The sequence below is a fragment of the Methylobacterium sp. WL116 genome (assembly GCF_008039455.1).
Classification (GTDB): Bacteria; Pseudomonadota; Alphaproteobacteria; order Rhizobiales; family Beijerinckiaceae; genus Methylobacterium.
In genome coordinates this window covers 1-23796 of record NZ_VRUV01000012.1, presented here as the reverse complement: position 1 = coordinate 23796, position 23796 = coordinate 1, and the positions used below count along the sequence as shown (strand labels likewise).

At 60.1% G+C, this 23796-nt stretch carries 15 protein-coding genes and 8 pseudogenes; 12 read left to right on the top strand and 11 right to left on the bottom strand.

Translation table 11 applies throughout. The features are described 5' to 3' along the window. Positions 1 to 51: 51 nt before the first annotated feature. The 4 genes and pseudogenes from FV223_RS02625 to FV223_RS02610 all read right to left on the bottom strand — a co-directional run. Positions 52 to 473, bottom strand: a pseudogene (locus FV223_RS02625) (transposase); the annotation flags it as partial. Between the two features lie 202 nt (positions 474 to 675). Then, positions 676 to 1728 carry a glycosyltransferase gene (locus tag FV223_RS02620; protein WP_281407433.1) on the bottom strand — a complete coding sequence of 351 codons (1053 nt, stop codon included), beginning with the start codon at positions 1726 to 1728 and terminating at the stop codon, positions 676 to 678. A gap of 509 nt (positions 1729 to 2237) precedes the next feature. Next, positions 2238 to 2387, bottom strand: a pseudogene (locus FV223_RS02615) (integrase core domain-containing protein); the annotation flags it as partial. Positions 2388 to 2586: 199 nt separating this feature from the next. Further along, positions 2587 to 3051 (bottom strand): hypothetical protein, encoded by a 465-nt coding sequence (locus FV223_RS02610; RefSeq protein WP_147725330.1) that lies wholly within the window; start codon positions 3049 to 3051, stop codon positions 2587 to 2589. An 848-nt stretch (positions 3052 to 3899) separates the two neighbouring features. On the opposite strand from FV223_RS02610, the gene FV223_RS02605 reads away from it, so the two are divergent. From FV223_RS02605 to FV223_RS02595, 3 genes and pseudogenes are all read left to right on the top strand, one after another. Then, positions 3900 to 4559, top strand: a complete 660-nt coding sequence (locus FV223_RS02605) for a ParA family protein (RefSeq protein ID WP_147725329.1) — start codon at positions 3900 to 3902, stop codon at positions 4557 to 4559. Further along, complete coding sequence (locus FV223_RS02600; protein WP_147725328.1) at positions 4556 to 4951, top strand: hypothetical protein; 396 nt, start codon at positions 4556 to 4558, stop codon at positions 4949 to 4951. Before FV223_RS02605 ends, FV223_RS02600 begins: the two co-directional genes overlap by 4 nt. A 701-nt stretch (positions 4952 to 5652) precedes the next feature. Next, positions 5653 to 6457, top strand: a pseudogene (locus FV223_RS02595) (IS5 family transposase). 198 nt (positions 6458 to 6655) lie between these two features. Here FV223_RS02595 and istB read toward each other — a convergent pair. Both istB and FV223_RS02585 read right to left on the bottom strand, forming a co-directional pair. Next, positions 6656 to 7473 (bottom strand): annotated as a pseudogene (gene istB / locus FV223_RS02590) (IS21-like element ISMex8 family helper ATPase IstB). After that, positions 7470 to 7811: pseudogene (locus tag FV223_RS02585) on the bottom strand (IS21 family transposase); the annotation flags it as partial. The pseudogenes FV223_RS02585 and istB, both read right to left, overlap by 4 nt. A 55-nt stretch (positions 7812 to 7866) precedes the next feature. On the opposite strand from FV223_RS02585, the pseudogene FV223_RS02580 reads away from it, so the two are divergent. Continuing rightward, positions 7867 to 7998, top strand: a pseudogene (locus FV223_RS02580) (IS481 family transposase); the annotation flags it as partial. A 149-nt stretch (positions 7999 to 8147) separates the two neighbouring features. On the opposite strand, the gene FV223_RS02575 reads toward FV223_RS02580, so the two are convergent. From FV223_RS02575 to FV223_RS02555, 4 genes and pseudogenes are all read right to left on the bottom strand, one after another. Further along, positions 8148 to 9449, bottom strand: coding sequence for an HlyD family type I secretion periplasmic adaptor subunit (locus tag FV223_RS02575; protein ID WP_147725338.1), 1302 nt, complete (start codon positions 9447 to 9449; stop codon positions 8148 to 8150). 149 nt (positions 9450 to 9598) lie between these two features. Beyond that, on the bottom strand, positions 9599 to 11356 hold the full coding sequence (locus FV223_RS02570) for a type I secretion system permease/ATPase (RefSeq protein WP_147725327.1): 1758 nt from the start codon (positions 11354 to 11356) through the stop codon (positions 9599 to 9601). Positions 11357 to 12154: 798 nt separating this feature from the next. Continuing rightward, positions 12155 to 12908: pseudogene (locus tag FV223_RS31455) on the bottom strand (IS630 family transposase); the annotation flags it as partial. Positions 12909 to 12976: 68 nt separating this feature from the next. Beyond that, positions 12977 to 13175: pseudogene (locus FV223_RS02555) on the bottom strand (IS5/IS1182 family transposase); the annotation flags it as partial. Between the two features lie 508 nt (positions 13176 to 13683). Here FV223_RS02555 and parA point away from each other — a divergent pair. The 7 genes from parA (at position 13684) to FV223_RS02520 (ending at position 22127) form a co-directional block, all read left to right on the top strand. Beyond that, positions 13684 to 14340: a ParA family partition ATPase gene (gene parA, locus FV223_RS02550; RefSeq protein WP_147725325.1), complete on the top strand. Its 657-nt coding sequence runs from the start codon at positions 13684 to 13686 to the stop codon at positions 14338 to 14340. After that, complete coding sequence (locus FV223_RS02545; RefSeq protein WP_147725324.1) at positions 14337 to 14657, top strand: hypothetical protein; 321 nt, start codon at positions 14337 to 14339, stop codon at positions 14655 to 14657. Before parA ends, FV223_RS02545 begins: the two co-directional genes overlap by 4 nt. Positions 14658 to 14724: 67 nt before the next feature. Continuing rightward, complete coding sequence (locus FV223_RS02540) at positions 14725 to 15942, top strand: replication initiator protein A (RefSeq protein ID WP_187276033.1); 1218 nt, start codon at positions 14725 to 14727, stop codon at positions 15940 to 15942. 1284 nt (positions 15943 to 17226) lie between these two features. After that, entirely contained in the window at positions 17227 to 18150 is a 924-nt protein-coding gene (locus FV223_RS02535) for a hypothetical protein (protein WP_147725322.1), read from the top strand. 111 nt (positions 18151 to 18261) lie between these two features. Next, positions 18262 to 19056 carry a hypothetical protein gene (locus FV223_RS02530; protein ID WP_147725321.1) on the top strand — a complete coding sequence of 265 codons (795 nt, stop codon included), beginning with the start codon at positions 18262 to 18264 and terminating at the stop codon, positions 19054 to 19056. A 25-nt stretch (positions 19057 to 19081) separates the two neighbouring features. Further along, a complete protein-coding gene (locus FV223_RS02525; RefSeq protein WP_147725320.1) occupies positions 19082 to 19984 on the top strand; it encodes a hypothetical protein in 903 nt (300 codons plus the stop codon). A gap of 427 nt (positions 19985 to 20411) precedes the next feature. Further along, positions 20412 to 22127: a DUF927 domain-containing protein gene (locus FV223_RS02520; RefSeq protein WP_147725319.1), complete on the top strand. Its 1716-nt coding sequence runs from the start codon at positions 20412 to 20414 to the stop codon at positions 22125 to 22127. Positions 22128 to 22261: 134 nt separating this feature from the next. Here the strand turns inward: FV223_RS02520 and FV223_RS02515 are convergent, their stop codons facing one another. Continuing rightward, on the bottom strand, positions 22262 to 23485 hold the full coding sequence (locus FV223_RS02515; RefSeq protein ID WP_147725318.1) for a hypothetical protein: 1224 nt from the start codon (positions 23483 to 23485) through the stop codon (positions 22262 to 22264). Positions 23486 to 23606: 121 nt separating this feature from the next. Here FV223_RS02515 and FV223_RS02510 point away from each other — a divergent pair. Beyond that, positions 23607 to 23796: helix-turn-helix transcriptional regulator (locus FV223_RS02510; protein WP_147725317.1), on the top strand; the 190-nt coding region annotated here is incomplete at its 3' end.

Genomic DNA, 23796 nt, shown 5'->3' with positions numbered 1-23796 from the left:
GAGTTAGGGACAAGACCGTTTGGCCTGAGTTCGGCATATGAGGGCGCAAGCGACCGGCGTGCCGTTGGCGTCCACGACGAGGTGGCGCTTCGTCCCCGGCTTGCCTCGATCCGTCGGGTTCGGCCCCGTCGCAGTGCCCCTTCTTTCACCGGCAGGCTCGCACTGTCGAGGGCGGCCCGTGACCAATCGAGCGCATTTGCATCCTGAAACTGCTCCAGCATCACGCGATGCAGAGCGGCCCAGACGCCAGCTGCCTGCCATACGCCCAGCCGCCGCCAACTCGTCTTGCCGCTGCAGCCGACATCGGATCGCGGCAGATGCTTCCACCACATGCCCGTGCGCAGAAGCAGAATGATGCCCGCCAGTGCCGTCCGATCCGAAGCGCGCGGCCGACTACCCTTCGGCTTCTCCGGCTCCGATGGAACAAGCGGCTCGATCACCGCCCAGAGGTCGGCAGGTGCAAAAGCGTCCATGCCCGCCTAACCCGCTCAACACGGTTTTGTCCCGCGCTCCAAATGCACCTGACGGTGCTGGCAGAATATTTTCATGACCGATCATCAAATCAGTTTACGATTCCGTTAAAGGCTGTACGTCGATCCTCTTATGGTTCTACGGACACCGTTGATACGCTCCTGAGGGTGGGCAAGTTGTTTCATAGCGAGGATGCGACCAGCTTCAGGCATCTTTGACGCCGAAAGCAGCAACTGCGAAGTCGCGCATTATCTCGCTTCTCGAGAGGGGTAGCTGCTTCGCGCTATAAGCGCCTCCGAACACCATCCTGGTGAGCTCGACCCCACGCGCCGGAGCGCCACGACGGCGGTACATGTCAAGCCGACGCTCGTTCAGTGCGAGGTGGGCTCGAAAAGCTGCGAGCCCCGCCTCCACGGCTCCTGCTTTCTTACCGCCTTCGGCCGCGATCTCCTCTAGTATGCCGATCCGGTTGCGAACGACGTTGATCCGCTGATTTAGCTTCTGGCCGGAATCGCGGTAAACAACAAGGAAATCGGACAGAGTGCGCCGCGTGTGGCGCCAACCCATCGTATTCGTTTCGTGGATGCGGTAGCGGACGAGTGGCTTGTCCACGTGGGCAATTTTACCGAGCACGAGGGCCAGGAAGAACACCCAATCGTCGTGAGACGCCCGTTCGGTGGGTTTCAGTTTGTCGATGCTCCCGGCCCAGAACCGGCTGTAGTCGAGGAGCTCACGCCGAAACATGATCGAAAACCCAAGGCTCGAATTCCAGATGTCGAGCGACAACGGATCATGCAAAACGATCCCGCGGCCGGCGCCCTCGCCGAGTGCCCCGATTGGCTGCCCGTCTACGCCAACCAAGGTGGCGTCGTGAAACGCCATCATCACGCCAGGGACTGAGACAGCCGCGGCCATCTCCTCGAGCTTTGTTGACTCCCAAAGGTCGTCCTGGTCGCAGAATTGCACAAGGTCGCCCGTACAGTGCGCCATCGCCTCCATGAAATTTTGCCGGTAGCCGAGCCGCCGTTCGTTGCGGAGCACGACAATGTTGAGCGGGCTCGTAGCCGTCTCTTCCAGGATCGCGAGTGTGCCGTCGGTCGACCCGTCGTCAGCGATAACCACCTGGTAAGGGCGTAGCGTCTGTGCCTCCAGGGTGGCGATCTGCTCACGCAGGAATCGCGCTCCGTTGTAGGTGGTCATCGCGATCGACACCCGGGGGCACTGCCCCCCGACTCCCGATGCCCACGCGCAGCTCATATCTTGCAGCATATGTTGTTCCATCGTGCGGACTCACCCCCGTCATCGCTTGGGTCGCTCGGATGTCTAAGACCGCCCACATCAAAGCCGAAAACCGGCAGTGCCTCCTCAGCCTCAGGCACGTTGGGTACACCGTCATTGCTCAGGCAAACGCTGCTGACGTAGCTGGAGTGGGCACACCTTCGAGTTCAGTACCTACCAGACACCGTGGTGAGCTTCTACAAGGTTGGCAGCGAACTGAATCACGCCGATTTTTTGGATGCGCCAAATCGTGCGGGGATGGGGTCTGGATGCGAGACCTCTTAACGCCGCCGACGATGCGAATGGCGAGTTTGATAAAATAGGAACTGGGCGGTGTGTAAATTAAGTTAGCCAATGCAAGATTAACTTGCAGACCCTGGCACAGCGCTATCTCGGGTGTGAGTTCGTTGTGCACGCGCTGCTGGCGGTTGTTGTAGGCGGCGTTGAAGCTGATCTGACCGGTAATTTGGACCGGGCCGATTGAGAGGCTACTGTATTGTGGCGGCCATGGGTAGCCGGAAGACTACATCCGGGCCGGTGACAGGCATGGGCGGCCGGTAGCCCAAGGACGAATGCGGTCGAATGCGGTTGTAGGTATTTTGCCAGATCCCGATTACGGTCTGTTCCTCCTTGAGTGTGCGCCGGCGATCTATTCCTCGGTCCCTAGCCCTAGTTGCCGTCCGCGTCGGGGTGAAGCCCTGCCGCTTGGCTTAGGCAGTCCGCTGCCCCTCGGCAGCATTTCGCCGCTTCCGCGAGCCTCGATCTCGCAGAATAGGCCCCCCCTTCCCGAAAGCGTAGGGCGGCCGCTCACCCTATCCGGTGAGCGCAGCGGCCGCCCTACGCGCCTTCAACCCGCGCCTGTGGACGGATTTGGCGTTTCGCCCCTGCTCTGGGTTCGGTTTCAGCTTGTGAACGGCCTGTGGAAACCCTTCTGAGAGTTTCGATAGTCGTGGACGGCACAGTTGTGCCCGCTACTCCCTGGAAGCCCGAATGGCTCGCACGAGGCATGCGCAGGCGTAGCCAGGCCGACCATTCGGGGTTGGCGACCGTGACCACATTGGTGTCGTTCCTCGAGCGGCTGAGCCGACGCTCCTTGATAGCCACGATGCCGAGCAGCCGCGCCTGCCGAAGGGTCCGCTTCACCAAGGTCGCGCACACACCGGCGAGCGCCGCGATATGCCCGATCGCCAGGGTGCACTTGCCTCGCTTCCCGACCTCGGGCGCGACCACGGCCAGGACGGCCTGTTCGCCGGGCGTGAAGGCGAGTGCGAGCTTCGGGGGGAGGTAGCCGCCGGCGGCCATGCGACGGCGCCTGACAAGGCTTTCGGGCATGCGAGGCCGTGAACCGGTGCGGTGGTGTGAGCGGGCAGGAAGTGCCCCTTCTCTTTGAACGGGAGGGGCACCTGCCAGAACGAGCTGCGCTGATACAATCCCGAGCGTCCGCGCCTTCACGGGCGCTGCGTAGCTTGCGCTGCGGCGTGCTCCCATGCGCCCGTCGAGCTGCTCTGCCTAGCCGATCGTCCGCGGCAGCTTCAACAGCCCGCCGCATCTCCTCGAAAACGCCCATAGCTTCGCCCCTCGCGTCGAACGACCCGCCGCAGGGGCGCAGGCGCATGCAGGCAAAGCTCCGCCATCAGGGAAAACCGCAGTTTTCCTCTTGACCCGGGGCATCGATTTCGGGGAGGATGATGTCGCCAAACGATCATCTAATCCCCGGCCTCAGCCGGCATGTGACCCGCCCTAGTGGCGGGTTTCGTGTTTCTAGGCTCCGACTCGCTGCACTGCGCAGCTCGTCGCATAGTCGTTTCGGCAGGCTCCGTGTCAAACGGCCAAGCCGCTGGCAAATAGCCGGCTTTCGCTCGCAGCCCAAGATTGCATGGTCGCCCGCAGACGGAAATCCCTCCGGCCGGCCTTTCTCGCAGCAGGTGCCCTGGGGCCCAGGTGCGCGTCAGCCCCCTCGCCCAACCGCCTAATGGCCCTCGTGCTCAGATGCCCACGTGCCCATCGGCTCAGGCGAGCGCTCGGGCATCTACCCTATGCCCCAAAGGGGAACTTGCCCTTCAGGGCGCTCGGGTTAAAAGTTCGTTGACCTTTTGGGCCTCAGCTCGCTTGGGTGCTCGGGAAGGCGTACAACAGGGGGGGCTGGGGCGATGGCGGTCATATCCGTGTGCTCGACCAAGGGCGGTGTTGGAAAGACAACGCTGGTGATCTGTCTGGCCGACGCCTTCGCGCGCCAGGGCGGCAGCGTCGCTATCGTTGATGCCGATCCGAATGGGCACATAGCCTCTTGGCGCGAGCGCGCCGGCGAGGACTGCAGCGTGGATGTGATCGCGGACGTGACCGAGAAAACGGTTCTCGACCGGATCACTGACGCAGCGTCGCGTTACAGCCTCGTCTTCGTAGACCTTGAGGGTGCCGCCTCGCAGATGGTGACCTATGCGATCGCGGAGAGCGATCTGGTGCTGATACCGACCAAGGTGTCAGGCATGGACCTTCAAGAGGTGTTCCGCACGTATGAGGTCGTTCAGCGTGCAGAGAAGATGCTGCGCCGGCCGATCCCGGCCCGCGTTGCCCTGACGCAGATGTCGCCCCTGCAGAGCCGCGTGGCACAGCACGCCCGCCAGGAAATCCAATTAGCCAACATCCCGGTCCTGCGTACGGAGATCATCCAACGCGCGGCATACCAGAGCATCCACTTCACCGGCGCGACGCCGGCTCACCCCAACGGTGACCCAAAGGCCTTGCAGGAGGTCGCTGGCACGCTCGGTGAGCTGCTCGAGGTTCTCGCTGTTCATCAGGAAGCCGCGTGAGCGCAATGATGAAGCCCGCTTTCCAGCCCGCCCCACGCCCGCGGCCACGTATCTCGCAGGAGGGTGCTCAGCAGCTCGCCGCAGCAACGAGCGACCTCGGCTTCACCCGATCCTCCACCGCTCCCGAGCAGCAGGCCGAGGCATCAATCTCAGCTGCAGCTGCAATTGAGCCCCCGCTTGGCCCGACTGCCCAAGAACCCAAAGCCCCCATTGCCCCTGCGAAGGGGGCGGCGCTGAAATTTGAGGTGCCAGATACGGTGTGGACAGCCCTGCGCCAGGAAGCCCTGAACCGCCGGGTGACGGTAAAGTACCTCGTCCTCGAGGCGCTCGCCGCGAAGGGCTACAACGTCGACCTGGCTGCAGTGCCGGAAGACGGGAGGCGTCTGCGATGAGGCTGCGGGTTCCCTAGGTTCTCCTCCGACTACGAAGTCCCAGATCCAGAGCGTGAAGATCTAGGACCTTGCATTCTGCAGCGAGCAGCATCCAGAGCACGCCCTTGGGTTCATCGGGCCGATCTCATCCTGCTCGACCAAGCGACTTAGCGAAAATAGGACAACGGCGAGCGGATCGTGCTGCTATCTTTCCGACGCGTTTTTTGCCGTAGGCTCATGAGGCCACTCGACCTGTCGAACGCAGGTCCCAGGCCGTGACGCACAAAATTCCCAGGTACCGTCGCCTCGCTTGGTTCCTCGCCGCGCCTTATCTGCTGTTCGCCCTTGTCCTTGCTGGGTAGGCCACGTGGGACGCACGCCCTCTACCAGCCTGCCTTGCCAATGGACTTGATCCGTTCAACCCAGCCCAGAAATGCCGCTGCCGCCTCGTTCTGCACGAAGATAGCCGCACCACCTGGAGCCCCAATCGCAGTCACACCCTGGTCGAGCAGGGCACCGTGTCCGGAGTACCCGACCTACGAGCCGCTGGGATCGCGACCCTCGTAGCCCTCATCCTCTACGTTGCCACCTGCGGTCTCCGCTGGCTGGTCGATCACCGTCAGAGACCGCTAAATGGGTGAGGCATGCTGACCCACGTCAGTAGGTCATGCGGCTAAGAGCGCCTAACAGAACGGGCACGGGGCTGGCGGGCGTTGATCTTGATGGCTCGTCCGCTTCTGCCCGATGATCTCTGGACCAAGATTGCGCCGCTTCTGCCGCCGCCCCGCCCACGTCCAAAAGGTGGTCGACGGCCGATCGAGAACCGAACTGCATTGACGGCATTCTGTTCGTGCTGCGCTCAGGCGTTCCGTGGGAGATGCTGCCAGCGGAGATGGGCTGCGGCTGCGGGATGAGTTGCTGGCGCCGCTTACGGGACTGGCAGGCGGCCGGCGTATGGGCGCGCCTGCATCAGGTGCTCTTGAAGCGCCTGCACGGGGCGGGCGAGATCGACTGGAGCCGAGCGGGCTTGGACAGCGCCTCTGTCCCAGCCCAAAAAGGGGTTCTACCACCCGCCCGAACCCGACGGACCGGGGCAAGGCGGGCACGAAGCGCCACCTCGTCACCGATGCGCGCGGTACGCCGCTCGGCTTCCGCCCGAGTGGGGCCAACCGGCACGACAGCGTGATGATGGCACCGACCCTTGATGCCATTCCACCCGTGCGCAACGGTCGGCGGCCCCGACCACGACACCGCCCGGACAAACTGCACGCTGACAAAACCTACGACGCTGAACCGCGCCGACACGAGTGCCGAGCGCGTGGGATTGTACCGCGCATCGCACGCCGCGGCATCGAGAGCAGCGAGAGGCTGGGCCGGCACCGGTGGGTGGTGGAGCGCACGCACGCTTGGTTCAATCGCTTCCGTCGGCTGCCCGTGCGCTACGAGCGACGTGCAGACATCTACGAAGCCTTCACCAGCCTCGCTGCCAGCCTCATCACACTCAACCAAATCAGACAGTTCTGTTAGGCGCTCTAAATTCTTTGCCAGACCTGTAAAGGGCGGACCAATTCCAGGCCGCTGTGGCGGAGTAAAACCAGGCCATTGGCGGCCGGCAGCTTGAACGATGAAGGGGCCCGATCGGGCCCCTTCATCGTTTATCGCCGATCCTGAGGCTCAAGCTAGCAGGATCTCGCCCGTCTCGGGATCGTGGGGATCGATGGTGGCCTAGTTTTGCTCCGCCCTGCGTCGCCGCAGCCGCGTCGGCTGCGGGAGGCCTTGAGGCGGTAGCTGTCGCCGTTCAAGCTGAGGATGCTGACGTGGTGAGTCAGCCGATCGAGCAGCGCGCCGGTGAGCCGCTCCGAGCCCAGGACCGAGGTCCAATCCTCGAATGGCAGGTTCGAGGTCACCACGGTCGAGCCACGCTCGTAACGCTGGGAGAAGACCTCGAACAGCAACTCGGCTCCTGTGGCCGACAGCGGCACGTAGCCGAGTTCGTCGACGATCAGCAGCTTCACCGAAGCCAGTTCGCGCTGCAGCCGGAGCATGCGGCGCTCGTCGCGTGCCTCCAGGAGCTGGTTGACCAGAGAGGCCGCGGTGGTGAACGCGACCGAGAAGCCCTTCTGGCAAGCTGCCAGGCCAAGAGCCAAGGCGATGTGGGTCTTGCCGGTGCCGGAGTTGCCGAGTGCGATGACGTTCTCTCGGCCAAGGATGTAGCCGCAGCGCGCCAGTTCCAGCACGAGCATCTTGTTCAGGCTCGGGATCGCGCTGAAGTCGAAGGTGTCGAGGCGCTTCACCGCCGGGAAGCGTGCCGACCGGATCCGGCGTTCGACCATGCGCCGTTCGCGATCGATGAGTTCCAGCTCGACCAGCCGGAGCAGGTAGCGCGGGTGGTCGATGCCGCCCTGAGCGCACTCCCGGGCGACCTTGTCGTACTCGCGCAGCACCGTGGGCAGCTTCAGCTGCTTGAGGAGGTGGGCGAGCAGGATCCCCGGCGTGCCGCCGGTGGTGCCGCCCGGCATCGTCTCGTCACGTGCCGCGCTCATGCTGCCACCTCCGGCACCAACACCGTGTAGTCGGCGGCCGCGGTCGTCCTCACCGCCCTCCTCGGCAGATGCGGGTAGGCCGCCAGGACGAGCCGGGGCGGTCGTCGTTCCAGCCGGGCCAGCGCGATCAGCTTGACCGCGTCGAAGCCGATCGCCCCGAGCCGGATCGCGTCGGTGACGGCCGAGGCCACGACGTCCTTCGGCATCGCCTCCATCAGGCACAGCACCTGGATGAACTCCCGCTTGCCGCGGTTGCCCATGCGCGCCTCCAGGAGGTGGCGTAGGTGCTGGAACGCCTCGGGCAGATCCCAGCCCTGGAGCGCGGCCGCTTGGTCGATGTTTGATCCCGGGGTTTGGTGGTGCAATCTTCACGTCTGAGTGGAAGGACGCGCTATGGGCCAGGTTCTTCACGGCAGCGCCACGACGACTGAGGCGATCCGTCGAGCGATCCAGCATAGTCAAGCGAGCCTGAGGACGTTGTCGAAGCGCTATGGGATCAACCAGAAGACGGTTGCAAAGTGGAGGCTGTTAGGACCAATCGCCCCAGGCAACAGCTCCAGGACGGAAAAAAGAGAGTACGCCCCCCATCAAATGGGTACCCCGATCGTCAGAGTTGCGCTAGAGCGCATTCCATATCGTCTCCCAACACTGTTACATGAAAGACTTTTACGCACTCAATGCTCATTAAACGAGTGCCCCATGGCTTCGAAAAACGGCGCTACCATATAATCCAACGCCGTGCGCTCGCCAGTCGTGATGACGACCTCAGCGGGCATGCCTGCCACGAGGCGGCCCTGCATCATCTTAGGTACTTGTAGTTTGTTAATCTGCACAATTCCAAGAAAATAGGGTTGATGTGTCGCCTCGTCGATTAAGCGATCACGCGAGATGGTCTCAAGATTACCGAGTATGACCGGAATGCGTCGCGAGTGAAAGGTTGGAAACTTGATTTCCGCCGGCATGCCGGCATGCACGGTTTCGAGGTCGTTAGGCGAGAACTGCACATGCACGACCAATTTGTCATCGTTAGGCACGATTTCCATCAATGCCTCAGCCGAGCGAACGACTTGGCCAACCGTGTAGACTTTAAGGCTCTGGACAACGCCTGATCGCGGCGCCCTGACCTCAAGACGCTTGAGTACATCTTGGGCTACAGACAGCTTCTCGCGCAACTCAGAGCCTTTCTGCCGCGTCTCTAAAAGCTGTCCGGCGATGTCTTCTTGAAGTTTCTGCTTGATTTGTGTGATCTGTAGGCCGGCCTCGCCGATGCCGTTTTGAGCTTTAGCCGTATCGGCGATCGATCGCCCAATAACCCCCTCGAGCCGCGTACGCTCCCGCTCCATCACAAAAAGACGATTTATCGGGATCAGATTTTTCTCGTGCAACGTGCGTAAGCCAACGAGTTCCTGATTGATAAAACCGACTTGCGCCTCCGTTGAGGTTTTCTCTACAGTAATGCCCAATATTTCAGTCTGCAACTGCCGGGCACGGGACTCGAGCAGCTCGATTTGAGCTTTGAGGGAGCCTTGACGCTCCTTGAATTGATTCGTTTGGTCCGTGATGATCCGGGCAACAATAGGATCGGTCCGGCGCGCCGTAATTTCTGCAGGTAACTCCAGGGCAGCTGCGCCGTCGCGCTCAACAATTAGGCGCGCCTCCTGTATCAGAACAGCATCCAGCTGGCTGCGAAAGAGATCGACGCTTGCGCGCGACTGAACGGGATCAAGGCGCATTAGCAGTTCGCCCTGCTCCACTGTCTGACCTTCCTTGACCAAGATTTCTCTAACCATACCCCCTTCGAAATGCTGTACGACCTTACGGCTATTCTCCACGTTTATTGTACCTTGACTGACTACAGCCCGGTCAAGTCGGGTAACCGCAGCCCAGGCCCCCATCACACCGAAAGTTGTGAAGATTAGTGCATAGCCGGCTAGTGCGTGATGCTTCCATGTTGTCAGGCTTGGTGGTTGCGGCATGCCCTTCTTGGGTTCAGATCCAGAGGCAATCGGCGTCACGGCGCGACGCTCGGTACCAGCCAGCACGAGCCAGACCTGTAATGCTGTAGCCGCCAGTCCTGAACGGCTAAAAGGCGTCGGAAAATGGATTTTCATTGCTGACTTAACCTCTATCCCGCGGCCCGCTGGGCTTCCCCGCCGATCCGGTCGGGTTGAACTGGTACTGAGGCCGGCACTGCACGTGGTCCAACTACCTGCCCAAAGATTTGCTCGCGCGGTCCGTAGGCTTGGATGGTGCCCTGGTTCATCACGAGCACCGTATCGACCGTGCTCAAGATGTTGACCTTGTGCGTCACGATCATGATTGTAGTGCCCATCTGCTTCAGCTCTTGAACTGCCTGCATCAAGGCTTCCTCGCCCGCTATGTCGAGGCTGGCATTAGGTTCATCGAGCACGATGAAGCTTGGATGGCCGTACATGGCGCGCGCTAAAGCGATCCGCTGACGCTGGCCGCCAGAGAGCGCGTGTCCCCCGATCCCAATCTGGGTGTTGTAGCCTTCGGCCAAGCCTTGGATCAGCTCGTGGCATCCTGCCTTCTGGGCCACAGCAATCACAGCGGCGTCGTCTATTGCCTCGAAGCGAGCGATGTTCTGCGCTACGCTACCGGCAAATAGTTCGACGTCTTGGGGCAAGTAGCCAATATGGCGCCCGAGTGCTTGCGGGTCCCAGTGTGACAGGTCGGAGCCATCGATGCGCAGGGCCCCAGAGCCGATTGGCCAGACGCCCGTAACTGCACGAGCTAGGCTCGACTTGCCCGCAGCGCTTGGGCCGACAACCCCAACTACGGTCCCCGGCATCAGGCGGAAGCTTACACCACGTATAATGGGATTGCTCTTACCGGGTGCGGATACGAAGAGGTTCTCGACGTCGATCTGGCCAGCGGGCCGCGGCAAGTTCATGCGCTCAGGCTCGATCCCAGCGAATTCAATGAGCTTCTGAAGCCGACCGTAGCTCGCCCGTACGGCAGTGAAGCCCTTCCAATTTGCAACTAAGAGTTCGATAGGAGCGAGCGCCCTTCCGATAATGATCGAGGCTGCAATCATCGAGCCTGGAGAGATTTCGCGGTGAAGCGCAAGATAGGCTCCTACCCCTAGGATCATAGTTTGGAGAAACATGCGCGTGAATTTCGTCGTTGCAACGATAAGCCCCGCACGGTCGCTGGCCAATGCCTGGAACGCTAAAACTTCAGCGTGGCGGTGTCCCCAGAGACCGCGTAGGGCTCCGAGCATGCCCATGGCCTGCAGTACCTCGCTGTTACGTATTGCTGCCTGCGCGTACTGTCCAGCAGCGTTGGCTGCTTGCCCAGCAGCGGCCAGCTCGCGCTTCGTGGCAACATCGTTGAGAAGCGTCAGGGCAAAAATGATTAGGCCGCCGGCGATCGCCATCCAGCCAAACCAGGGGTGCAGGATGAAGCAGGCCAATAGAAAGATTGGTGTCCAAGGCGCATCGCAAAACGCTAGCAAGCCGCTGCCTGTGAGGAACTCACGCACGGCATCAACATCACGCAGTGCAATCCCATAACCGCCCTCGGGATTGCGCAGGTTGCCCCGATGCACGGCCGAGAAGACTGGGTTTGCGATTTCCTGATCGAACAGGATACCGGCGCGTACAAGAATTCGCGAGCGGAGCATCTCAAGAATAGCGTAGACGACAAGAGCAAAAGTGGCTATGATTGTGATGCCTACAAGAGTCGTCTCGTTACGGCTCGATAATACACGATCGTAAACCTGAAGCATGTAAATTGGGCTGACGAACATCAGCAAGTTTATGAAAAAGCTGAACACAATCGCCGTAACGAAAACGGGTTTCGTCGCCTTAATACCGTTCTTCAGGATCGACGATCCCGTGGCCGCGCTCCTGATTTTCATCCCCGGTGGTCCTGTTCTCGATCGTCACTTCGTATCGCTCCGGTGCCCATATCACATCCGCATACCCAATGGCAGTCGGCGGAACAGGCCACAACTAGGAAGTTCTTCAGCCAACAATGCGCCCTCAATAAAATCGACGAGATGTCGAATACTGAAAACCATATATTAAAATCTAGCGATGGATAGCGCGTTATTTTTCGGTACAAATCCGTAGCAATTTTGTATTGTCATGACACTTTCAAAATATTTTCGCATGGACCATGGAGGGTTTGGTCAAGCTCACATGGAATTGAGCCAATATCAAGCAGATCGTTTCATCTGAGACTTCAGCAGCGCAATATTTATACTAAGATCGACAGAAGTTTTTTAACCTGAGCTATGAATAATTGTGCAATGCAACGAAAAATCTGGGATAAGCAAATCGACGTGCTATCTTAGCTTATAGTATTTGCTTGGATAAATAGCCATTTTGCACGAAGTTAAATAATCGTTCTTACATAATCAAGATCTTTTTCTTGAAAGCTATGTATTGGAAATGCCGGTCGGTCCAATGCTGGTATCTGCTACTACGTCGATTAGAACGCAGGAATTTCTATCACAAATTGCAAATGCGCGGCTTTGCGGCAGTACATGCGTCTCCATCCCGACGCCACTCGTAATTCCCTCGAGGTAGAATATTACCTCGAAGCTGTAGCTGTCAATATATGATGCTATCTGAAAGAAGCCGGCGACTCCTAGATTGAGGTGATTTAGTATCGTATCAAGGAGTTCAGATGTTTGTGGGTGGCGACGTTATCGAGGATGGCGTGGATCATCTTGCCGGGCGAGACGGCGGCCTCGATGCCATTGAGAAACCGGATGAGTTCGCCGTTTCAGTGGCGCTGCATGCAGCGGCCGAGCACGTTACCGGCTCGGACGTCGAGGGCGGCAAACAGCGTCGTTGTGCCGTGACGGGTATCGTCGTGAGTCTGGACGGCGGGATAGCCGGGGGCGAGCGGCCGGTCGGGACGAGTCCGCTTCAGCACCTAGATCTGGCTCTTCTCGTCGATGGACAGCACCACATTGTGGGCGGGCGGCTTCATGTAAAGGCCCACGACATCCTCGACCTTCTGGGTAAAGGCCGGGTCGTGCGAGCGCTTGAACGTTCGGATCCGATGCGGTTGCAGGCGATGCTCCTGCCAGATCTGCTGTACGGAGCGCAGTGAGATCCCGACCCGCGCGGCGACGGCTCGGCCGGTCCAGCGTGTGACCTCGTCGCGTGGCTCCGAGCAGGTCAGCGCCAGCACCTTCGCCACCGTCCGCGTAGAGTGTGTTGCCGGGCGGGCGCGTCTTGTCGCGCAGCAGACCCTCGACGCCCTCCTCGGCAAAGTGTTGCTGCCAGCGCCACACGGCGGGCCGGCCGAGCCACCTCCTGCACAGGCAAGCGCTTGCCAGAAAGCAGGACGATGCGCACCCTCAGGATGTGCTTGAGGGGTCGAGATCGGTCGCCCGCGATCACGGCAAGCGCTAACTGAATGGCGCTGTCGTGGAGCATGCAGACGGTCTGAGCCATTGCCCAGACTCGCATGCGTCACCCGCCTCGTGAATCCTCCGACCGCATCACTGCACAAGCGTCCGGACTCATAACCAGTAGCTGGCGGTCGCGTCGAGGCAGACGGCAGCAAGGTAATTGGTTGCTAGGCGGTCGTAGCAAGTCGCAATCAGCGGAAGTTCCTGAGGCGGCCGAACGTCTCCTCGTTAGCGTTGTGCCCCCGATAAAGCATGGGCGAGAAGCACAGCTTCCAGCGCCGGTTGACCTTGGCGGGATGTTGGGTGCGGCTCTTGCTGATCCGTGGTGTCCATCTCAGGTGTGCTCAGGTGGGCCTGTGGTCGCTCCGGTGGTCGTAAATCTGCAAATACGACTTTGCGTTTGATTGATGGTTCTGTCAGATATCACTGGTCTTCATAGTCATAAGGAATCCGAACGAGGTGCAACCGGTCTCATCCCCGGTTTGAGCCGGTGCAGAAGCTAAGCCCGTCAGCTACGGTCGCCGACTGTCCAAGTGCCCCCTCATGGATGGCATTCCCTGTTATCGATAAACTGACCGCTGAGCGCACCGCCGCGAGAGCGGCGCTGTCGTCTTAAATGTCGTAATTACAGAAATACGATTGTCTGGGTTTGCGGTGATGCAGAAATGTGGCCCTCGAACCATATTCATCGCAATCTGATTGGATAGTCGCTACCCAACCGTTGGCACCGCCACGTTTGTGTGAAATCGTGGACCTACAGAACCGGTTTTGAAGAAAATCGTAAATGCAAATAAGCGCAAATCCAGAAAGGCGGCTCTATGATCATCGGGGTGCTCAACCAGAAAGGCGGGGTCGGCAAGACAACCGTGGCGACCAACCTCGCTGCCATCTGCGTCAAGGCCGGCAACCGCGTGCTACTGGTCGATGCCGACCCGCAGGGCAGCTCGATGGCCTGGTCATCCGCCCGGGAAGGCGAACCGCTGTTCCCGGTGATCAGCATGGCGAAACCGACCCTGCACAAGGATCTGCCCGAGCTGGCGTCGGACTATGATGTTGTGATCATCGACGGCGCGCCACGAGTCAACGACCTCGGCCGCGCCGCCATCCTGGCCAGCGATATCGTGCTGATCCCGGTCCAGCCCTCGCCGTATGACGTGTGGGCCTCGGCTGACACCGTGCAGCTAATCAAGGAGGCCCAGCAATACAAGGAAAATCTTAAAGGCGTGTTTGTTATTAATCGCAGAATCGTAAATACGGCGATTGGCCGTGATGTGGCCAGTGCGTTGGAACAATTCGGCTTTCCGGTCCTGGCCGCAGGCTTCAGCCAGCGCGTGATCTACGCTGAAAGCGCGATGCAAGGCTTGTCCGTGATCGAAGCCGATCCCAAAAGCGAAGCCGCTATGGAGGTTGCGCAGCTGGCGGCCGAACTCATTCAGATCAAGCCAAAAACCAATAAGGAAAGGAAGGCCGCATGACCAAGGGAGGAAAATCGGTGTTGTTCAAGGTGCCCACGTCCAAGCTCGCTACTGGCGCCGATGCCTGGATCGCCAATCGAGGCACTGAGCCGGTGAGCGACCGAGAGGGGGGTAAAGCGACGGCGTTGAAAACCATCGAGGCTGTGCTGCCGCCGGCTCCAGAGCCTGCTGCTGCGCCCAAGGAGAAGATGTCCCGCTTCACGATCGACGTGCCAGAAAGCTTGCACCGTCGTGTCAAGATGCACTGTGCCGGTCGCGGTACCAAAATGGCCGACATGATGCGCGAGCTCTTGGAACGCGAATTTCCTAAAGCGTAATTCATCAAAAACAGAAATACGATTTTACGGAATTCTACTTTTGAGTACCCCTGTTCGCCTTGATCTGATGACCCTGGAGACCTTCGGTGTTCTGGGGTTGCACGAGAAAAACGCCTACCTGCAGGACTTGGCTGACACGTTCTGCACTTTGACTAGCCGCCCGACAGTTGAGCTGACCAAGGAAGCCCTGAGCCGCCTCCGGCGCTTCTACAGCCGTCGCAGCCTAGCTGATCTCAAGATCGCGCCCGAGCCGGTCACCGACCTTGATATTGCCCTCAAGGCTCTCGGAGAGGCGGTGAAGCTGAACGAGCGTCAGCCCGATATTATCGGCGCGCTGACTGCCGAGCTTCCGACGCCGGTGTTGCGCGTGGCCCCTGAAGACGACTCGCAGATGTCGTTCTTCGTGCCGAGCATCTACGACGCTCCGCTGAAAGACGACGTCAATCTAATGGATGTCGCGCCGTTTTCCCTTGGCAAGGCCAAGCGGGGAGGGGAGATCCGCTACGAACTCAAGGACTGCATTATTACGATCGACGGCAGCGCCTCGGCCGGCCTCGCCACGGTGTTCGACTACGACATCTTCCTGCACATGGTGACCAGCCTGGCCGAAGAAGCCCGACGCTACCGCCTGGAGCAGGAGAAGGGGCTGCGCACCGATGTGCCGGCGCGCGTGTATCGCCCCAGCACCTCGCACATCCTGAAATTCTGCCGGCGCAGCTCCGGTGGCAAACAATACAAGGACCTGGAAGCTGCGCTGGACCGCCTGCAGGGCACCCGCATTAAGATCGTCAACTTGACCGGCGGCAGCCGCCGCGAGGTCATCACGATGCCGCTGATCCAGACGTTCAAGGTGATCAGCAAGACGACCACCGGTAACATCGACATGGTGGAGATCGGCATCCCGGACTGGGTCTATAACGGTGTGGTGCGCGAGAAGGGCAACCCACAGATCCTGACCCTGAACCCGGAGTATTTCCTGATCACCCAGGGCATCGGCCGTTTTATCTACCGGCTGGCTCGCCGCGCCGCCGGCAAGAGCGGCGCCGCCCGGTATGGCTTGAAAGAGCTGCACAAGCGCAGCGGTTCCACCCAGGGCCTGCCCCAGTTCAGTTTCCAAGTTCGGCAGTTCGTAGCCAGCACACGCATGTTCCCGTTCCCAGATTATGATCTGGAGCTGGTGCCGGGCCGCCGCGAAGAGGTGCTGGTTATGCGCGAGCGCAAACCGGAAGAGGCTGACATCCCCTTGGGCAGCGGGGCTGGTAAGCCTGAGTTGCCCCTGGCGTGAACTCGTTTTTGTCAGCCGTTTTTGTCAAAACCGTACTTCGCCGATGGGCCCGCCAAGGCGCTCTTTCTACAGCTACGCCTGTGGATAACTTTTGTCATAGCCGTACATCGCCAACCCAAAACCGTACATCACCAACCAAATCCCGTACTTCGCCAATGACAAGCCGTACATCACCAATTGGAAGGCCGTACATCATCAATTTTCGCGACACCTAAGTCATTGAAATTGAGGATAAATTTTTGTCAGCGTAGCATGCTGAAAAACCTTAAAACTTATTAAAACCTGGAAAACTATCTAAAACGGCTGGGCTTTCGGACAACTCGCCGCTTGCAGTTCTGCTTAATCCCACGCAGGCGACCTGATTCGTTTTTTGTCAAAGCTGCCTAGCTTGACCATAGTGAAGAAAAGTGCCCCTTTTCGCTTCTGACAAAAGTTCGCTCTTCCCCTCGAACTGGAAACTGTCTCCACCATTCAGCTCAATAATTGGGTCCAGCCAGAAAGCGGACAAGATTAGCTGCCGAGAGAGTATGTAGTTTGGCCGGTTCTGCGGCACTAGGAAACATTTTTGGCAATAGAACCGACTAAGCCGCGCAATTAGCCTAAATCGCCGCTACAGGCTTTCGAAGTTTGACGAGGAGATCGGTGATTCCAGACGCGCCAAGTCACGCCGGTACGCCTACGTCGCACTGCGTCAGTACGAGCTTGACCTCCGAACGACCAACGCCGTCACCTAACCCTATGATCCAACAGGGGTGTAACCGGAAACCACATCCCAAATTGCCGCTCGTTTCAGCGATCAGGACCACCAGTTCCGTACACCCGTCAACCGGCACCAGGGGAGGGAGAGCTGGCATGAGCATCATCGCAGCCACGACGGGAGAGAACGCCACAAAAGCCCGGAAACCAAGCTCTAAAAAAAGGGGCTAACTCACTGCGATGAAAGATGAATTTACGTATAGACTATAATCGAAGCGGCGAGCTGGCGCTGATTGACCGGCACCCTGTTCCTTCTCCGCATACTCCGTTCAAGACTACATGCGCAGCCTGGACGCACTCAACGGTCACGATGGGATAGCCAACCTTGCTCGCCATACCCGCGCGGTTCGGTTCGCCTCATGAACGTTATGGAATGTGCGCTGCAGCCGCCGACCGAAGCCGGAGGATACAATCCGGCTTGCGGTGAAGATACATCCAGCAAGATCGAGAGCGCCTGCCAGCCCCCTTGAGCTGGAAGAATTTTCTGCCGCCCTATAATAAAAAATTGATTCCAGTTATTATGTAACGATGATCCGCAACGAGGGCTTTATGGAAAGAAATAGCCGAAGGCTAAAAGTAAATGATCGTCATGTAAAATATGATATTGCCGCCGCTTTCGACTTTATATTGGATAATTCAAAACCTCTTCTGCTTCGAGCTGTAAAACTTTACGAGCTGCAAATAGCCATCTATCTTGGTAAAAAACTTCACGAGTGTCAGCGATGTAAAAAGGAGCATGCTGATAATTGGCTTCGCGTGTCCCGGAGTGCTCTTGCAACGGCCCGCATGCTCGCAAGAGTGCGGTTACTAGAGAACTTGATCGCTGAAAATTATCCGCAATCTAGCCGGCAGGTACCTCTCAAAAAGCTCGTCCGAGATAAGGAGGCGATGCGACTTTTACGGCAAATTATTACACCAAAAAAGTCGAAACAGTTGGCCTATGGCTTATCCTGGCGCGATCTGGATCGCGTTCTAACAACAACTAGAATACAACAAAGGGCATACGTCTCTCTTTATCACGTCTCCCTGAACTTCTCTCTGTACGAAACTTCAGAATGTAAATGGACGCGCGCGGAGGCATTGTTGCATTACAACAGTGAAGATATTGAGTATAAATTGATTAGAGATCATTTTTCTGATCTCACGAGTTTATATGCGGCCTATCAGTTCAAGGCAGAAGGTAACTACTTTGCTGCTTTTATATGGCTTGATCATTTTGGTGGCGCTTGCATGCGTCCAACTCGTCCTGTTGCCGGTAAATTTGCGGAAAAGCTGTTGAATAAAGCCAATAATACTGAGGCGCTCAAGCTTTGGCTTGGACAGTATGCTTATGTGCGTTCTGCGCTCGCGCGGCAGGGCTATGACTTGCCTGATATCCGACCGAACGCTGCGATTTCACCTGAGGTAGTTTCGTTCAAACGCTTACCAGACGAACTCACCACCCTGATTTAAATAAGCAATGCCAATATGTTAGTGGCGCTTTGTACCTTTGCAAAGTGACCTCGTTTTTTGCTGGCTTTACTGTCCTGCCGAACCCTCAATCCGGGGGTTGGAGACAGTTTCATGTTCAGCAACATCACGCCAATCCAGGAAGCGGAGGGTGATCCGCCCGTGCCCCCCGAAGTTTTCCTTTCACCGGAAAACATCAGTCAGGCTATCCCCTTCAATAACAACCGTCAGGCGACCATCGAGGAGATCAAGACTGCTTGCGCCGAGTGCCAGGCGTACAACGGGGGTGAAGGCTTCTTCGCCCGACAGTGGGACGACCGCGTCTGGGAGCTACTGGTCCCGAGCTACAAATTGCTCTGCCTCGTCGGCAACGATGCTGTGCGCCTCGGCATCGCCATCTCACAGTCCGGATTGAAGACGACGAAGGCGACGCTGAAGAACGAGGCGCTGATCTGTGTGAACATCACTGCTCAGCCGCATGACACCGCTCAGAGAAAGCTGTGCTCAAGCTGGGCGCAGATCCTCAACGAAGCTCGGTCCGTTCCCGTCTCTGTCGAAGGCTTCGCGGTGTGGGTGAAGACGCGTAGCAAGCAGCAGTCTTCTTCCCCTGCCGCGCGCAAGTGCACAGAGCCGAGTGGAACGGCGAGCACGAACCAGCTCAAGCTGCGCCTCACCGGATCTGACGGTCCCGTTGACGAGATCCTGGCTCTGCCCCCCCTGGTTCACGCGGAACTGCTCGATGTGCTGACAACGCCGTGTCCTCAGAGCGAGCGTGTGCAGCGAGTGGCCAAGTCGCTCATGGCGCTCGCGGACCAGCTCAAGGCGGCTGAAGAGAGGGCAACCGTGCCGTCGCCCTTGGCGAGCGAGCCCGATGCCAGCCTGGCGTCCCCGGAGGTCGCCGATGTCTGAGCGAACGAGCAAGGGGGGAGGGCCGGTGGCCCTCTCTCTTACAGACCGCGTCGTCGCGACGGCCATGGCGGCGGGGGCGGGTTACAACACGGAGGCGGTGACCTGGCCGATTGGCAAAGCACACCGTCGCAAGCGCAGCCCGAACCGTGCCGAGATCAGAAAGGCAAAACGGCGCCGCTGCCGCTGGCTGCGCAAGCACGGGAAAACGCATCCGGATTTGGCGGTGATGGCCGCCGATGTGGCCGCGTGTGGCCATCACCGCCTGCGCCAGCGGTGCCTTCACCCCGCGTGCCTCCGCTGCGCCCCTGCTCTCCAGCGTTTCCTTGTACGCGTCGTGCGCCGCCTCACGGCCTCCGATGCTCGGGAAGCCTGGATGGCGGTGTCGGTCATCCTGCGGCCGCTCAAGCCGACGGGGGAATTCGACTTCGTCGAAGAGGGGCAGCGATACGCAGCAATCCTCCGCGAGGCGGGTATCACTCGTGGCGTTTTCGGATTGGATGCAAGCTGGAACGAGGACCGCCGCGACCGCCTGCCCGAGGCCGAGCGGTTCGATCCTCATGTCTCCGTGCATTTGTGGGGTTTGGTCCCGGCGGTCGAAGCCGTACTCGCCAAAGCGGTGCTGAAGAAGCTGGTCCCGCGCACGAAAGCGGTCCCGCGGCCGGTGCACGTGAAGCCCTGGGATGGCGGTCTGGGAGCTATCTCTTACGCCCTAAAACCTGAGTTCGAGGGCCGCCACACCATCGAGAAGAAGGGGGAGCGTGAGGGCAAACCGGTGCGCAACACGCGCAAGCGCGACCTCACGGTCGAGCAGCAGATCCAGGCTGTCCGGGCGCTCGCGCGAGCCGGGCTGACGGGCCGGCTCGTCCTGCTCGGGTTGCGGTTCGAGACCATCGAACCGGGGCGGCTCCGTCTTGTCCCCACGCACTGAAGGAAGCACCCCGAGGCATCGGCGAGCGCGAAGCCCGCCGGCGATGAACCTCTGCCTTGGTCCGACGGGCACTGCGGTGACTTTCGTGGCACCTGTCTATGACCGGCACGCACTCTCTTCGAGGGATCATGCCGGTAGCTGAGAAAAGCAAGCTGGGGCCGTCGCTCGCCCCCTCCCTGCCTCTGCGAGGCAACGTGGCCGACGTCGCCCCTGACCGAGAAAACTGACCTGCTTAGCAGGCCGTCAACAAAACCTAGAGGTGGGAAGCCCGAACACCCCCCCCAACCACGTAAATGCTGTGAACTGCATATGGCGGCTCACCACGGCACCATGCCCCAAAACACGTGGGATAGGTGGGATCCAGGGGTAAATCAGCCTCGAAACCACCTGTCCCACCTCCATTTCACCCAGCGAGAGGACGCTTTTTATGAAGACCGACAAGCCACGCACCAGCGGGCCAGACCGGCCCCACGACACCTTTGAGTTGTCTAACAACGATGGGGTCCCCCGCATCCTGGACGCCGTCGTTGATCAGGAAGGCACCCGCTGGATCTACTACGGCACGCAGGATCAAGCGTGCTGGTTCAGCCCGACCGAATTGGTGAGCAAAGACAAGGCGGTGTTCGTACGCCTTTCGAAGACCGGCACGGATCTGCTGGCGAACAAGACGAAGACCGCCTTCATGACGGTGGTGGAGCAGCACAGCGGCTACCGTCCCGCCCTGGTCGCCACGCGGCCGGGTTGGCTGGACAAGGCGCATTACGTCTACGGCAACGGCGAAGTCGAGCGTCCCGACGGTGACACCCGCGAGGTGATCATCGCGTTCGAACCGAATCCGAAATTCGCCTCTGTCGGGACCCTGGCGGCTTGGCAAGCCTCGTTCGGACCGGTCGTGGCGAACCAGCCGATCCCTCTCTTCGTCATGATGTACGCGCTCGTTGGGGCGATCCTGCGTTACGCGCCCGCTCACGTTCAGAACCCGCAGGTCGAGCTCGTCGGCGAAGGGGAGAGTGCGAAGACTACGATGTTAACCGGTGCAGCTTCGGTCTGGGCGGGCGATCCGACGAGCGATGTCGGGGGTGCCGAGACCTGGGACATGACCGCCAACGCCCACGACCCGCTCAAGCGCGCGCACGCCGATAACCTGTGCGCCCTCGACGAGGTCAATCTCGCCGGATTGGACAGCAAAAATCAGCGTGAAGTGGTGCAGAAGGTTGCGTTCAAAGCTTCAACGACCGGTGGCCGGAAACGCCTGACCGACACGGAAGCAATCACGCACGTGCGAGTGGCAACGCTCAGCACGAGCAACGTGCCACAGCGCGATCTCCTGAAGGCCCACGTGGCCATTATGGACGCGTTCACGTCGCGGATCCTTACAATCGCGATCCCGAAGGAACACAAGCTCGGCGTTTTCCGCACCGTGCCGAACGGCTTCGCAGATGCGCGAGAGGCGGCTGAGCACCTGCGCACGGCGGTCAGCGAGAACTACGGAGTGGCGGGTCGTGCGTTCGTAAAGTGGCTTGTGGCGGAAGTTGCCCGTGACGAAAATGGTCTGCACCGCAAGATCAAGTCTTTGATGAACGAATTTCATAATCAAGCCCGTGACGAAGCAGTGGAGAAGGGCAAGGCGCGCGGCGAAAAGACGGTTGCAATCACCTTCGTTGCGGGAATGCTTGCCGGCGATGCGGGTGTCATTCCCAAAGATTGGGGCGCGCCCCTCTCTGCGACCTTGGCAGTCTATCACTCCCTCGCAACGGCCGGCGACGCTCCCTACACGCCCCCGGCCATCGAGGAGATCCGTGCTTACCGTGCCCGCAATCGGAGCGACATCGCCCGAGCAAAGAAGCTGAAGCGACCTTATGAGGAGGCTGCGTTTCTGCGGAAAGCCGGCGTGCTGCGCCGGATGGGTAGCCGCATCGAATTGTTGATCCCGGCCAAACGCTTTCAGCGGGAGTTTCCCGACCATCGCGATATGATGAAGCGGCTCCGCGACGAAGGACTGGCGCGGACGGAAGGCGGTAAGCAGCCCAAAAACACGATCAAGCTGCCTGGCCGGATCTGCCGCACGGCGCCGCGGGTCTACTGCATCACGGTCGTCGATAATCTCAAGGCTCGACCCAGACGGCTTAAGCGCGCTTCGTAGGCTAGGCGAAGCGCTCGTGGTGGCCCGGGGGGACTCCCCGGCCACCGGTCTTCATCCTCGCCGGCTCTTCAATCGTAGCAATCGCATCAAATTCGATCGTGCCGGTGGTGATCCAAACCAGCGCCCGCCCGCGATCAGCGTGTTCGGCCTTCGCCGTTATCCGGTGGGGTGACCCGGCAGCCGGTGAACACGATGCGGATGTGCACCGGCGTGCTCTCAAGGACGTACTCGTCGACCCCGGCGGCAGCGACGTGGACGATGCCGTAGGGCGGGGTGATCCCTCGCAACACGGCAAGGCTCGCGGTATCGCTGCCGTCGACCCGACAGAAGAAGCCTTGGCCGGGGGTCCCAGGGCTTCCAAGGCGGCCGGATAGCTGCACGAGCCAACCCGCGGCGCTCGCCGCGATGCTGCTGACGCCGACGTTGAAGTCGATCCCGCGCGCCAGCGACGTGCGGTAGGTCTCGCGCTGCAGCGGGTTCGTTAAGGCGAGGAGGCCCTGCTGCCCGAGCCATTCGAAATCGGTGTAGGGTCCATCCGCCTGGCCCGGTGCCGCGGATGGATCACGACCAAGTTGCACCGCCAAGCCTGCCCGCTGGTCCTGCCATGTTTTGATCGAGGCGTTCAGGGGCGCCTCGACCTTCGTGCCGACCACCTCGCCGCGTAGCGCTTGCAGCCGAGCGAGGTAGGCGTCGACACGGGCGAGCTGCTCGGCCGGCGGGAGCTGTGACATCTCGTTTTGGGCGAAGGCGAACATCTCCTGCATCAGCGGCAGGACGGTGGTTCGGGCAGCCTCGGTGCGCCGGGCGACATCGGCATCCGTTTGCTGCTGGGCCAGGGTCTGCCGGGCTGCGGCCGCGGTTGCGTCCCGCTCATTCGCAGCGATGCGCTCGCGTTCCCGGACCTCGAAGGCAGCGTCGGTGCGTTGCTTGGCGGCCATGCCGCGGGCATCGCGCACCTTGGTCCAGAGCTCGGCCATGGTCGTGTCGATCACTCGGATCGCGTCGTTGCGGTTGTAGTCACCGATGCTCTGCCAATCGCGCCGCCGGGCTTGGCAGTCGACGAAGTAGGCCCGGAACTCGCCGATGTCGGTGTTCGTCCACTCGGCGAGCGGCTTACCGTAGGGCTTGGCCGTGTACGGTGAGACCTCGTTGGAGAAGCTCTCGCTCAGCGGCTTACGGCAGCCGCCGATGCGATCGAGGAAGTCGGTAACGGTGCTGGCCTCGGCTGTCGGAGCCGCGAGAGCCAACATGCCGGTGATGAGCACGTGAGCAAGCTGATATGGACGATGGCGCGATCCTACGAACCTCGCGCGCGGGCGGTCGAATGGGCATGGGAAGGCCGTGAACGAGGCGTCCATCTGGATCTCCTAACGTAGTGATGGGGGGATGGAGGACGGGCGCGACGGCCACCTCAGATAGCATGAATGAGGGACTGTCGGTCCGTCGATTGTCAAGCCGCGGATCTGGCTGTCTCGCGCGATGGACGTGCGGACGATCATCGGCTGGAACCTGCGGCGCCTGCGCGTCGAGCGTGGGCTGTCACAGGAGCGTTTGGCGCTCGCGGCCAGCATCGACCGGGCCTATGTCGGGCGGGTCGAGCGCGGTTCGGAGAACGTCACCATCACCACGCTGGAAGCGATGGCGGTGGCGCTGTCTGTCTCGGTCGCGA

Excerpts from the sequence above, each read along its gene's own strand:
- FV223_RS02540 (WP_187276033.1), top strand. The coding sequence starts at position 14,725 with ATGACCCTGGAGACCTTCGGTGTTCTGGGGTTGCACGAGAAAAACGCC.
- FV223_RS02610 (WP_147725330.1), bottom strand. The coding sequence starts at position 3,051 with ATGGCCGCCGGCGGCTACCTCCCCCCGAAGCTCGCACTCGCCTTCACG.
- FV223_RS02570 (WP_147725327.1), bottom strand. The coding sequence starts at position 11,356 with ATGAAAATCAGGAGCGCGGCCACGGGATCGTCGATCCTGAAGAACGGT.
- FV223_RS02575 (WP_147725338.1), bottom strand. The coding sequence starts at position 9,449 with ATGCCGCAACCACCAAGCCTGACAACATGGAAGCATCACGCACTAGCC.
- FV223_RS02545 (WP_147725324.1), top strand. The coding sequence starts at position 14,337 with ATGACCAAGGGAGGAAAATCGGTGTTGTTCAAGGTGCCCACGTCCAAG.
- FV223_RS02605 (WP_147725329.1), top strand. The coding sequence starts at position 3,900 with ATGGCGGTCATATCCGTGTGCTCGACCAAGGGCGGTGTTGGAAAGACA.
- FV223_RS02620 (WP_281407433.1), bottom strand. The coding sequence starts at position 1,728 with ATGAGCTGCGCGTGGGCATCGGGAGTCGGGGGGCAGTGCCCCCGGGTG.
- parA (WP_147725325.1), top strand. The coding sequence starts at position 13,684 with ATGATCATCGGGGTGCTCAACCAGAAAGGCGGGGTCGGCAAGACAACC.
- FV223_RS02515 (WP_147725318.1), bottom strand. The coding sequence starts at position 23,485 with ATGGACGCCTCGTTCACGGCCTTCCCATGCCCATTCGACCGCCCGCGC.
- FV223_RS02535 (WP_147725322.1), top strand. The coding sequence starts at position 17,227 with ATGATCCGCAACGAGGGCTTTATGGAAAGAAATAGCCGAAGGCTAAAA.
- FV223_RS02520 (WP_147725319.1), top strand. The coding sequence starts at position 20,412 with ATGAAGACCGACAAGCCACGCACCAGCGGGCCAGACCGGCCCCACGAC.
- FV223_RS02530 (WP_147725321.1), top strand. The coding sequence starts at position 18,262 with ATGTTCAGCAACATCACGCCAATCCAGGAAGCGGAGGGTGATCCGCCC.